This is a genomic window from Methylomicrobium sp. Wu6 (genome assembly GCF_035916875.1).
In the GTDB taxonomy this organism is placed as follows: Bacteria; Pseudomonadota; Gammaproteobacteria; order Methylococcales; family Methylomonadaceae; genus Methylomicrobium.
In genome coordinates this window covers 26,268-38,619 of sequence record NZ_JAXUHN010000066.1, presented here as the reverse complement: position 1 = coordinate 38,619, position 12,352 = coordinate 26,268, and the positions used below count along the sequence as shown (strand labels likewise).

9 protein-coding genes and 1 CRISPR repeat array are annotated in these 12,352 nt (G+C 47.3%); all 9 genes read right to left on the bottom strand.

What is annotated here, in order from left to right; genetic code table 11:
- Nucleotides 1–39 precede the first annotated feature (39 nt).
- Nucleotides 40–1,507: a CRISPR direct-repeat array (repeat unit 37 nt; unit sequence GTCTTAATCCCTTCTTTATAAGGTCTTCAATTTAAAT).
- A 72-nt stretch (nucleotides 1,508–1,579) separates the two neighbouring features.
- The 9 genes from U2W12_RS07825 to cas6 all read right to left on the bottom strand — a co-directional run bounded on the left by U2W12_RS07825 (nucleotide 1,580) and on the right by cas6 (nucleotide 12,344).
- Nucleotides 1,580–2,719, bottom strand: a complete 1,140-nt coding sequence (locus tag U2W12_RS07825) for a DUF1887 family CARF protein (protein ID WP_326500114.1) — start codon at nucleotides 2,717–2,719, stop codon at nucleotides 1,580–1,582.
- A 21-nt stretch (nucleotides 2,720–2,740) separates the two neighbouring features.
- Nucleotides 2,741–4,012: a TIGR02710 family CRISPR-associated CARF protein gene (locus tag U2W12_RS07820; protein ID WP_326500113.1), complete on the bottom strand. Its 1,272-nt coding sequence runs from the start codon at nucleotides 4,010–4,012 to the stop codon at nucleotides 2,741–2,743.
- Between the two features lie 117 nt (nucleotides 4,013–4,129).
- The gene (gene csm5 / locus U2W12_RS07815; RefSeq protein ID WP_326500112.1) at nucleotides 4,130–5,539 is read right to left on the bottom strand and encodes a type III-A CRISPR-associated RAMP protein Csm5; all 1,410 of its coding nucleotides are present in this window, start codon (nucleotides 5,537–5,539) and stop codon (nucleotides 4,130–4,132) included.
- Nucleotides 5,540–5,547: 8 nt separating this feature from the next.
- Entirely contained in the window at nucleotides 5,548–6,504 is a 957-nt protein-coding gene (gene csm4 / locus U2W12_RS07810) for a type III-A CRISPR-associated RAMP protein Csm4 (RefSeq protein ID WP_326500111.1), read from the bottom strand.
- A 1-nt stretch (nucleotide 6,505) separates the two neighbouring features.
- Nucleotides 6,506–7,297: a type III-A CRISPR-associated RAMP protein Csm3 gene (gene csm3 / locus U2W12_RS07805; protein ID WP_326500110.1), complete on the bottom strand. Its 792-nt coding sequence runs from the start codon at nucleotides 7,295–7,297 to the stop codon at nucleotides 6,506–6,508.
- Nucleotides 7,298–7,312: 15 nt separating this feature from the next.
- Entirely contained in the window at nucleotides 7,313–7,687 is a 375-nt protein-coding gene (gene csm2, locus U2W12_RS07800) for a type III-A CRISPR-associated protein Csm2 (RefSeq protein ID WP_326500109.1), read from the bottom strand.
- Nucleotides 7,680–10,253, bottom strand: a complete 2,574-nt coding sequence (gene cas10, locus U2W12_RS07795) for a type III-A CRISPR-associated protein Cas10/Csm1 (protein ID WP_326500108.1) — start codon at nucleotides 10,251–10,253, stop codon at nucleotides 7,680–7,682. Before cas10 ends, csm2 begins: the two co-directional genes overlap by 8 nt.
- Nucleotide 10,254: 1 nt before the next feature.
- Nucleotides 10,255–11,361 carry a CRISPR-associated ring nuclease Csm6 gene (csm6, locus tag U2W12_RS07790; protein ID WP_326500107.1) on the bottom strand — a complete coding sequence of 369 codons (1,107 nt, stop codon included), beginning with the start codon at nucleotides 11,359–11,361 and terminating at the stop codon, nucleotides 10,255–10,257.
- A 26-nt stretch (nucleotides 11,362–11,387) separates the two neighbouring features.
- Nucleotides 11,388–12,344, bottom strand: coding sequence for a CRISPR system precrRNA processing endoribonuclease RAMP protein Cas6 (gene cas6, locus U2W12_RS07785; RefSeq protein WP_326500106.1), 957 nt, complete (start codon nucleotides 12,342–12,344; stop codon nucleotides 11,388–11,390).
- Nucleotides 12,345–12,352: the final 8 nt, after the last annotated feature.

Here is a 12,352-nt window from a genome sequence, read left to right as displayed (position 1 = left end):
TTTAAATAAAGTTAGAGCCGTGTCGCTTTGCAGCGGAAAGTCTTAATCCCTTCTTTATAAGGTCTTCAATTTAAATGTTAGCTATTTCATATACGCTGACGAGTTTGAGGGGTCTTAATCCCTTCTTTATAAGGTCTTCAATTTAAATGTAAGGCGTATGCTTGCTAGACAAAAAAAGTCTGAGTCTTAATCCCTTCTTTATAAGGTCTTCAATTTAAATTTCGCTATACGGCAAATTCGGCACGAAACCGGAAGTCTTAATCCCTTCTTTATAAGGTCTTCAATTTAAATAGTCGAGAAACTACCCTCTATGCACACTTAAAAAAGTCTTAATCCCTTCTTTATAAGGTCTTCAATTTAAATCAGTTAGCTGTTTCACATGCGCTGAGGAGTTTGAGTCTTAATCCCTTCTTTATAAGGTCTTCAATTTAAATGTTTGTTTCACATTCAAAATGTCCGTGTTGACAAAGTCTTAATCCCTTCTTTATAAGGTCTTCAATTTAAATGTCCACTCACACCACAACAAATTCAGCAACTTCACGGTCTTAATCCCTTCTTTATAAGGTCTTCAATTTAAATAGGCAATCACTTATGTTGCAGGCACAATGGCGTCTTAATCCCTTCTTTATAAGGTCTTCAATTTAAATGATTATGTCATTTTGACTACCGGAGAAAGTAACGTCTTAATCCCTTCTTTATAAGGTCTTCAATTTAAATCGTCAACTTGAAATAAGATTAGACCAAATCGATGCGTCTTAATCCCTTCTTTATAAGGTCTTCAATTTAAATAATGAAAGAAGAACAACTGGTCAATGAATATGGCTGTCTTAATCCCTTCTTTATAAGGTCTTCAATTTAAATAATCCACGATAAATGGATGCGCCCACAAATCGAGTCTTAATCCCTTCTTTATAAGGTCTTCAATTTAAATCAAACCTATGTATTCTAAAGTGTAAAACTGATTTGGGTCTTAATCCCTTCTTTATAAGGTCTTCAATTTAAATTTAGATTGATTTAAGAAAGCACAATGGCCGATTAGGTCTTAATCCCTTCTTTATAAGGTCTTCAATTTAAATAATCAGAATGAAGAATAATATCAAACGTACCTTACTCGTCTTAATCCCTTCTTTATAAGGTCTTCAATTTAAATAATGAGTACTTTAGAAACTATTGGTAACATTCTAGGTCTTAATCCCTTCTTTATAAGGTCTTCAATTTAAATTATTGGTAACATTCTAGCTGATAATACGAATTGTCTTAATCCCTTCTTTATAAGGTCTTCAATTTAAATAATAATGATTAATTAACTAAGCAAGGAGAACGTGTCTTAATCCCTTCTTTATAAGGTCTTCAATTTAAATCAAGAATTTTTAATCTGAGGTTTAAATTATGAAAAAGGTCTTAATCCCTTCTTTATAAGGTCTTCAATTTAAATAAAGGGGGATTTAGGAGGTTATGTAGAAAGTGAGGTCTTAATCCCTTCTTTATAAGGTCTTCAATTTAAATAGCTCGATAATTTTCTCCTTTTATTTTCAGTGTGTTACAGAAATACCTGCCAATTGTTTTCATATTTTGAAAGTTAACTGTTTTGGCCAAGCCATTTTTGCAGGTGCTGCTGTAAATTTTTCAGTTCGGATTGGCAGCAGAGAGTAATGCTTAACTCCTTAGCGCGGGCCCGGCTGGTCTTGTCCAGCGCCTTAAAACTTACCAGCATTGCCCGGCCTTGCAGCCCGCCCATTAAGTCGCGCAGACTGTCCAGTTTATATAATACGTCCGCGCCCTGTGCAAAATCCCTGTAACTTTTGGTTTTACATTCGATGATGTGCAAGCGGTTGGCTTTGATCAAGCCAATGTCGATTTCGTTTTTGACGATGGCTTTGCCGGCTGGTTGGCGAGTGATGGTGATGTTACAGGCATTATCCTGTATGCCTAGGTTTTTTTTCAGTTTCAGGCATTCGGCATAGGTGTGCATCTCCAACCATCCGCCATTGGCGGTGAAGCGAGCCGGTTCATCGAAAAATGTTAAGGTGTGTCCGTTGATGCGGCATAGGCCTGCTTGCTCGAACAGCTCCAAGAGTTGCCATAGTTGAGGCTTGGATTGCGGTCCCTGGTCGATTTCGACACTCAATCGGGGGTTGTCGGCATTTAAAGCCAAATAGTTCAGGCTACCCAGTTCCGGTGCGTAGCGGTCGATGTCGGCAATGATTTGTTGGGTTAGCTGGCGAATGGGCTCGATGACACCGGTGGAATCCGGAATCTCGACTTTTTCAGCGCCATAGGCCATCAGGTAATCTTTCAGTTTCAGTCGGTCCGCTAATTCTTGCGCAGGTTGCTTGGGCGATAACCAAAGTAACTGGTCTTGTTCGGGATGTATATAGTATATCGGCAACTGGCAACTACGAAAGGCCTCGTAGGCGGCGATGCTCATCAGTTTTGTGCCTCCTGTCGCATTGAGGGCAATGTCGCCATCCGGATATAGCGCGAGTAAATCGAGTATTTTGTCGCTAATGTGCTCCGCATCCCAGGGATTGTCGATCAGACAGCGTTCGACACGGATGCCGCGCGGTTTGAAAATACTTTCCAGAGCCTGGCTGCGATCAATCATTTCCGCACTGACCAGCATGACGACCTTTTGCGGACGCAGGCTGTCGTCGAGGATGGGCGTGATGTTGGGAATCGGCTGGGCGGATACCAGAATCAGGTGGGTGTTGATGGTCATAGGGACTCGGCAAGCTGTTGACTAGGCCTGATAGTGAACAGGCAACTGTTCGGGTAATTGTTTGATGCCAAACGGAGCTGCTTCGTTGATCAACATGGGGATGAAATGTTGTTGCAACCAACTATGGATAGGGTGCCAATTGTTTGACTGGATCGGATCGAAGCCATGAGCCAAGATCGAACCATTGCGCACCTTGAGATGATTAAGCAAGGTGTCTTCCTGGTCGGCAATAAAAGCGGCGGCGGGTCCATTTGATTTAAGTTTGACCAGTTGCCAGGCATCGAACAAGCCGGCTTGTATCTTATCATCGCGATTGGTTTTTAAGGCCATGCTATCCGGCAGTTGTTCCGGTTTGATGTCGCCAGTTTTGATGCCGCAGTGCGTCTCAAGCAGCCATTGCGCGGCCCATTCGATCAAACGATAGACGCGCGCGATGGCGTCGTCGAAGCGGCCTTGAGCGGCGCGGCGTTCGGCGTTGCGATACAAATCGAACAGGCGGGCGGCCTCGCGTTTGCCGGGATTATTATCGTTCAAGCGCAGGGCGAGGCCGATGTAGGCTTTGAACGCGGCCGGCATACTGGGCGCGAAAGGCTGCATGATCGCGAGCGCTTGCGCATGGTTGAAATTGTCCCATTCCGCAAAGGCGCGGCTGAGTTCGCGGAAACGGGTGTATTGGCCGCGCAGGTCGGGATTGCTGGGCGGCTTGAGCAATTTTAAACCGGCTTCGGCTTCGCTGTATGCGTATCGGCTCCAGGCCTGCTTGTAAGGTGCAATTAGACGTTGGAAGCGGATTTGATCGCTGTTGGCACGGGCAGTAAATTGCGATCCGTCCTGTACTTTGACCAGGTCGGCGCGGCTGCCGGTGACCAATTGCAGATCGATGTCCGGGCGTTCCAATGCGGCCATGATCATGCCGGCGCTCATCGATTTGGTGCCGCCGGTAAAGTCGGCAGCGAGTTTGGCGTTCGGAAAACGCCGGCTGATTTGTTCGATGGCTTGGTTGCAATCCAGATATATCTGGTCGAGGTCGTCGGACAGGGTTAAAACGACTTCATATTGCTCGGGAGCCAGGCCGGTTTGGTTGGGGATGCTGGGCAGCGTGGGTTTGTCATCGCTGGAATGGGCTTTGATGCAATTGCCTTTGCCGTCGATTTGACTAACCGAGCCAACTCGGCCAGTGGCGGGGTCTTTGCCGGTACAAATGAAAACGACGAAATCGGGTCGCAAGTCGTTGATCGCGCTGACGATCGGTTGATGACTGCCGCCGACGGTGCAGAAGAGGATTTGGGTCATAAATTTACTTTCTTTGGATACTTTTATTAAGGATGCTAACGTTCCGGCTGGATCAGTGGGGTGAGCCGTTGCTTAATGTGTTGACGGACCTATGATGATGTAAGCAAACACGATGACTTAACCCTGTTGATATATCGACTTAGCTTGTTTTGCCGATTTTCCGTTCGGAACTTCCCACCAATTTTCTGCTTGCCAGCGGCGCTTTATATCCGCTAATGCAGTTTGCTTTTCCTCCCCATCAGGCAAGGCTTGCCATGCTTCAGCGAGTGCTTTACCGCGCAAAGCTTCTTTTTCTGAACTGCGGTTCTGTTGAGCGATTTGCGCGAGTTTTTGATTGACCCATGCCGACTGTGCTGCGATCGCTTGTTGTTGGATTTGCTGGTTGTTCAGCTTTTCCGAGACCAACTCATAAGGAAGCAGTCTTATCCAACCTAATGGTAGTTTCGGTTCGCCGGAAACGGCTAGGCGTCTGGTTTTAGGAAATGGCTTACCCTCTCGGCCCAGCTTAAAGATCTCTATGAATGTTTTTACTTGTTCTTCAGACGCCCAATCGCCTGTCATACCACGCCAACCACTTCCCCAAGACATCTGTAGGTAGGCGGCATGTTGATCCTTTTCCAGCATATTTAAGATTCGCTGGCATTCTTGCTCAGGAGCGGGTTTACCTTGTTCTTTATAGAAATCAATTTCGCGCTGTAAACGATACTTTGCATGGTGATTTAGGCGTTGTTTCAAATCATCAAAATTCTTTGGTGCGATACCGGAAACCGTTCCCGGTTGTTGCCACTTATTTACATTACTGAGTAAGAAGCCGTCCCATTGCAAGGTAACCATTCCTAGGGCATTGGCCTGTAAGACTTCAGCAAATATGCCATCCGCCTGTTGCCAGCTATCGAAGCTTTTCTTTTGACTCATGCTGCGCCAGCGTTTTTCGTTAAGCCAGCGAATATCGGCAAGACGTAAATTTGTGTTATCAAAAAAAGTATCTTTGACTTTGAACGAGCGAAAGATGTCTTGTTTGGCGTCTTTGCCGGTCAGTTCGTCCATTAGTTTTTTAGCCGCCCATTGTTTCGATGGAAACTTGCCAAATTTATCTTTTTGCGGCAGCAAATGTGCGAAAGTACTTGACGGCATGGTGCGCAACCACTCCGCAATCAATGCCGTTCGTATCGCTCCTTTAATCGCCGAGCCAGGCAAATACGGGCAGTTCATGGCGCTCTTCAATTGTCCTCGGATTTTTTCCGGGGTTTTAGGGCTACCCACATTACCTAACCATGGCAAGCGATAACCATAATCCTGCCCCGCCGCTTGCACCAAATCGCTGAGCCGCGCTCCGCCGGCCAGCAAAGTATCCAATGCTAAATTACCGGAAGCCACGGCATTGAAACTGGCTTGCTGATCGACGACAAAGGCCATGCCGCTACGGTCAATGAAATCCAGTTCCTTGAACAGTTCCGCACCGGAACCTGATTGAGTCGGGGTTAAAATTTCCAACCCTAATTTAACCGTCTGATTGATGCCTTTCATCTTCACTCCTATCCCGCTTTAACGAAAAAGCCACGACCATCCCGATAGACCTTCTGCGGCAGTTTATCGACCGAAACATCGACCATGCGGCCTTGTAATGGCTTGGGAAATACGCTGCCTTCAGCAAACATACGTAAGCGCTGCTTGCGGAAGCCGCTGCCGCCAACCCAACCGCCGCGTGAAACCAATTTGTAAGCTGAATCTTCCAGCCAGCCGGTTTGACAATCGCTGGGGGCGGGATTAACCAGCGACAAGGCAATGGCCCTTTCATGTTGAGCGAGTTGCAGCCCTTTTATTTCGCCGGGTTGCCATGTAAAGCAACCGTTGCCGTTGCTGCGGTCGGCGCCAATACCGCTATCCGCCAACACATTCAGTATCATTTCAAATTGCTGTTGGCTTGACTTATCGTCGAACACTGCGAGGAAGTACAAACCGCCTTGTTCATCAAACCAAATTCGGCTGAAATTGAAAATTTGACCCTCTGAAGCTTGATTGGCTTGTCTGTCCATCGCCAAACGCGGCCTTTCCTCTTCCAGCCATAGCCGTTTCGGCATTTTGGCGGATTGACCGGCGAGGATGCCTTGGCAAAGTCCATGTTCCAAATCAAGCTGTTCGGCCCAATTCGGATCATTAAGGGAAGCGAGCCATAATTTGCTATCCAACCATTCGATTTTTTTGAGTTTTTTAGCATCTCTCAAGCGTTCGCCCGGCAATTTGACTGCCTGACTACTCAGTACCCGCGGCAAGAAGTAGCAATCTTGGTAGTACGGGAAGGCCGAACTCAATCGAAACGAGGGTTTCCGAGCTTGCTCCGTTATTTGCTCTGGCCAAACCAATGCCCAAGTCGCCAGAATCGCCGCACTCATGGTGTCGGAATGGATAAAACTACTGCTTTCTTCGTAAAAGGCATTGCCGCGACTATCGACATGGAACGGCGCTGTAAATTTAAGCCGATAGCATTGCATATCAGGCTCCGACGGATGCTATTTCAGGCAACAAATTTTTAAACAACTCCTGGTGTTTATTTATAACATCCGCAGCCGCTTCACCCGTTTTGTAATGCTGCATGGTACGTTCTTGAAGCTTTTCAATAGAAAACTCTACCTCTCCATAACCACGTGAACCATGACCGCCCAAGCTATCGTTCTGTACTAACTCCAGTCCTTCCCGAATCAGGTTTAAAAACTGGCTTTCGTCGTCCCCCTCCAGCAAAGTCAGAACCAGTTCAAAATGAAATTCGGCACCAGCAGGAACCCGTTCGAATTGACGTGGATTGGCCGCTGACGTAATACGGTCGATATTGACTTCGGTTTTGACCTCAGTCATCGGCATATCTGTATTGGGGGCATTTTCCAGTTGTTTCTTGCTGGCTGTAGTCAAATGGGCGTCACGGACCATCAACCGGGTTGGTTGCCCGTTATTTTTGTCTGCGGAGACACCAAACAATTTGCCAAGAAGGCTTTCGGAATTCACACCAGCTGATGCTTCCAGTTTGCCCTCTTTTAAACTAAAACCCCCTTCCGTGGGGTTATGTTTCTCATCGCCTCTGGCTCTTTCCAATAGTGAGCGCATTTTGCCGCGCAGCGACGAGCCGGGAATATATGGTTCGTTAGTGAGCGGATTTCTGACCACGACTTTATCCGCTCCACCTATTGCCATACCTATGGAATTACCGCCAATGTGCAAACCGGTCAAAGCTTTGATAGTGCCTTCGATGAAAATTTTGCTGTTGAGTTTTGGGTTGTTTTGTTCGCTCATGATTGCGTCCATTATTTATTTACCGCCGTTGGCTTTGTGGTAAGCGAGAATGGCCTCGAAGAAGTTACAAAACCGCTTGAATGTTTCAGGTTGCTTTACATCTACCGCGTCGATGGCTGCGCCAAGTGCGTCTTCCAACTTTTTGAAAGTATCCTTCCTTTGAGATCGTCCCCTTGCATATGCAAGCTTGGGCTTAAGCAACAACAATTCGCGCAGAGACTTGTCGTTAAAACCGCTTTGCATTTCCAGTTTCTTTACCGTTCCATAGGCATTACGGATTTGGGATGTGCTCACATCCCTAACAATCTCCTTCGCCAAATCCTCGGCGAATTTCACCATTCTCTTCGCTGTATCGTCCCTTTTAATAAAGGATTCTATTTCTTCAGTCATTAGTCTTACTCCTCATTAAAAATTCCGCCCACCGTACTGGCAATTGCAACCATTCCATCACCGGTTGCTTGTTCGCCAGACTTTGCGGGTTTATCAATTGTTGTTGTAGATATTTCAGTTGGGATTGCACTTCGGGGTAACGCTTGGTCATGCGATTCAGGTTATAAACCAGCCGCCAGCGCCATTTGTCCCAATAAATCAGTTCTTGTATATTGCCGGTCTTTTGTCTGGCTTTGATCTCATCCACAGCAATCACGACTTGCCGCAAGCGATCAATGATTGCCTGGCTTTTGGTTTTGTCGACAATATCCATAAGGGTATCGCGCAAATGAATGGCATCGGTAAAACTCTCCCAGCCAATCGCTGTTTCCAGAAAACACAGTGCATCCTTTTGATGAGCTCCTCGATACTCACTTTGCAGAGTTTTTGCCTGTTCCTCGGCTACACCTGCCAACTCCGCAGCACGCGAGATTGGGTATCTGCCGCCCACGGTTGCAATGCCACCGGACAAGGTAAAGCAAGGATTATTGGCGCAGTATTGGCCGAATTCGGTGCGAATTTTTTGCGCCACGATCGGCAATTCATGCCAACTGCCGATGATGAACACGTCATCGCCACCGGCATAAATGATCTGGCTTTGCGGAAATTCTTCGAGAATCCGGTGCAAGTAACCGGCAAAAAACAAATGTAATTGTCTGGAAACCGTAGCCACACGGGACAAGGAGCCCATGTTGGTATTTTCACCTTTCGCGTTTTTGCCGAAGCTCAAGCCGCGAATGAAAATTTCGCCCAGATTGTCCACGTCCATACGCAATACGCCCATGCGACTGATACCTTGGGAATTATCAGCAAAATCTTTGAAATCTCCGTTGCCGTTATCTTTATCCTTTTGCCATTTGCCGACGTAGCGAATGCCTTGCGAATAGCCTTGTTGGTTCGGTTTTAATCCTGTCCAATCGTTTAGGATTTCCAAATGCGATTCCGACAAGTCGGTTAGTTCGCTGAATTCCGGCTCCTGTTCTAAAAAGTACAAGTCGCAATCCGTGCCAACCATCGGCATCCTGAAATAATCTCCTTGGATTTTATTTTTTACGGTTCTTCGATTTTCACCCCAGACCCAAAACAAATAACGAGTATCCGCCAATTCCTGCCCAATGCGTTCAAGGCTCTGGCATTGTTTGCAATTCTGTTTGTCGTTAATATCTGCCTTTGCATCATCCCGACCGCAAATTTTGCAGGCCCCATATTCGTGTTGCCGCTGCTGTGCAAAACAATCGATATCTTCGCTAACTTGGGTTTTAAAGGGTTGTAGACGTTGTTTATGCAAGTCTTCGTTTACCTGCTGCCAGCGCCTACCCATGTTGCCTTCTTTGAAGTCATCGCCGCTTATATCGGCAAAACCCAAGCCTAAAAACACCTCGCCCTGAAACTCATCGAGCAAAGCCTTATTGACCATATCGGCGATGGTTTGTACTTGAGCTTTCAAATGCGCCGGTATCAGCAAATAAAACTTGCCTCCAGATGAATAGATTCTGGCGGTTGGATACAACCTCACCGAGCGAATGATTTGCTCTGAAACGGCGTCGCAAAGTAGCTGGATAAAGAACGAACGGCCTCGCAGACCTTTAGCGGCGCCTTTACTGGTGATTTTGTAAATGAATTTTTGAATCCCTGAAAAATCGCCGCAAACCAGTTGCCATTTGGGTATGACCTTGTCATCAAAACCACTTCTTTCGCTATTCACTTCATGATACAAATACAATCCCTCGCCAATTGCAGCGGTGATCCTCAAATGATCGAACAAGGAAATATCGGGATGAGTGACGTTGGTTGCGGCCGGCACCTGGCTCAAGTACTTTTCCATCAGACTCAGCAGGCTTCTGGTTGTCGATTTCAGTATTTTTTCCTTGGCTACATTCGCTTGGAAACTTTGCAAGCCACCTAACTCAGCAATTAATCGGTTGGCAATTTGTTGATAGTCTGGAACCAAGCTGTTTTGACTCAACCACGCCTTGCCTTTATCGTTGGATCTTTCTTCCATTTTCGACAAACCGGCTTGCTTCGGGTAAATATGGTCGGCAGACAAGGCACTAAAGTTAAGCGGTAAGAAATAGTCATTCTGACGCGCAGATTCACCGATTTGTATCCTGCCTAATAATGATTCGAGTCTGGTTTTTTTATGAATGCCTTGTTCGTAAAATCCACCCTCCTCACGCTCCGCGCTGGCAAAGTGATCGGCGGCCTGGATAATTTTTTCCAAATAAGCTTCGGACCTGCTTGATGGCGCATGATGAAAAGAAGCCAAATTCAACCAATTCTGATCGGCTGTAATTACAGTTTGCTGTTCATCTGGCTGTAACTGCGGCACCTTTTCTGCCAGCAATTCGCAAAACGCCAAGGTATTCAGTACATGAATATGAGTGTGGTAGCCATCTTTGTGTTTTGGACAATAGCTTTGGCGTTTCTCCAGGTCATTTCTATATTTGTCCAATAGTTCGGCACGTTCAAAAAATTTGCCGACATCATGCAACAAACAGCCCAAAACGGTGTGGTCTTGTTGTTTCATCTCAATTTTCCGTTGAATGAATAATTTGAATTTGTTCTTTACTGAGGGCCACCCGATACCTCGTCCTCGGCCTGCTTCCGACCGGCACGATCAAATAAGGCCGCGCGGCCTGATTCAGGGTTTGATTCAGGGCTTTGTTGATACGCGATTTGCGTTGCTCGAAAAAGTTTTTACTCATGCCCTGTCGCAGGTTGACGATCGTGCGGTCGGCGCCGCCCAGTTCGCCATTGATGGCCTTATAGTGATGAAGATACTCGCTGGCGTAGTCGGCATCCGGCGCACCATCGCTGGGACAGGTGGGCTCCGGTTGTCCGACCGTTTGCCTCTCGATTAACCAGAGATAAAACGCCAAATCAGCCGGGATTAGTTTGACCGTCAGGCCTTGAGCGATGATGCGACGGTTGGATAAGTCGATCGTCAGGTTGGCGGGAGCCAAAGTGTGTTGTGCATTTTGCACGGACTCACTGAAGCTGCTTTTACCCTGCAGTAGCGCTTGATCCAAACCATGCCGCAGTCGTACGAAAGCAATGTCGGCAAGAATGACGTCGGCATGCTGGGTATCCAGCGGCTTGCGGCTGTGATCATTGCCGTAAATGACTTGCGAATACGGGGTGGGATAGTAAAACTGCGGGTGCGATTCGTAGTCTGCCGAAACCAGTACATGACTGAGCCTGTCCTGTTGGCGCCCATACAGGGACAAGGCATAGCCCGCATAAAAGCCCATGGTCTTGCGGCCGCCGGCAATCGAGACATGCAGGGCCGTTTCCGGTTCGGCGGTAAAGGTTCGGATCCATTCGGTGATGCCATCGGCCATGGCCTGGTTATCGGACTGACTGCGAATGTCGTTCAGCGGTTCGCCATCGGCTTTTTGCAGAACATGGATAGAGTGTTCGGAAAAAGCCGGCTGAGGCAATCGGTAATCTTTGTAAAAGCGAGTCAACCAGCCGTCGTTGATTAGGGTCAGCCTGGCGCGTTGATAGCCTTCCGCCGTGGTCAGAATATGAATGGCGGTCGGCAACGTATCACCTTGCCGGTGCATGGCATATAAGGTTTCGGTAACGACTTGCGGGGTTAGTCCGGCGACTGCGAGTAAGATTTTGATATTCATCCCTGTATTATCTCCGCGCCGCTGGCTTATCGCATGTCTGACAAGCTTGTCGTGCGGATGGAATAGGCGCCCATGCCCATACTGGTGGCTTTGCCGACATGTGTCCATTGCCCTAACCATAGATAGGGCCAAAAATCCTCCAGGTTGAGTGTATCCAAAACAACACTGCCTACCATGCCACCCATGTTCATTTCCGCTTGTTGCCGGGAGGAATAGCGCGTCCAGTCATACCATTTGAGCTGTTGACTGGCGAATTGCACGGTTCTGGCTCTTGCTGTGAGTCCGGCGAAATCTGTTTCCAGCGGCGTATCGGTGTGAAAATAACTGATCATCGAGATGCGTCTGAGCAGGGTGCTGAAAAGTGCGCCGAAGTTGAAGTCGCTGGTTGACAGGTTTTTTTGGTCCTGCTTGATGCGTAGCGGCGAATGAAAAGTTAGTTCGATTTGCGCCGGCATTAGGGGTGAGGTTGGGGAGATGGCCTGCCGTTGTGGTTGCAGTTCGCCATTTTGATAAATGGTTTGGACGTTTCCTTGGAGATCGACATCGTCGATTCTCAGCAATGCAAAAACTTGGCGATGACCGCCTATTCCGTCCTGTCCCGCGGTTTGTAAAGCATGAACGACGTAGGGAAAGAAGCGTTGACCGTGTCCGAATAGTGTGACGTCTAGCCTGTAAGGCACCTCGTGAGATGCGTTATCCGGAAAGCGCAACACAAAGGGATGCTGCGTTGCCGTATATTTGCGCATTTTTTCAGCGCCGGCTGGCGGCGGCGTTTCAAAAATGTAACTGTAAGCACAAACGTTTTTTAAAAGGCATTGGTTGCAAGGCGTGTTTCTTACCACGCACACAGTCCTTTTGAGCGCATGTCCAAATGCGCCGCGCCAGGCTGAACCGGGATATTCTGGTAAACGAAAACGACCGGATGACTCAAAATAAAAGCGGTACTGTTTGATGGGAATGATGGGATGACTAGTTGGCGTCATGAAAACCT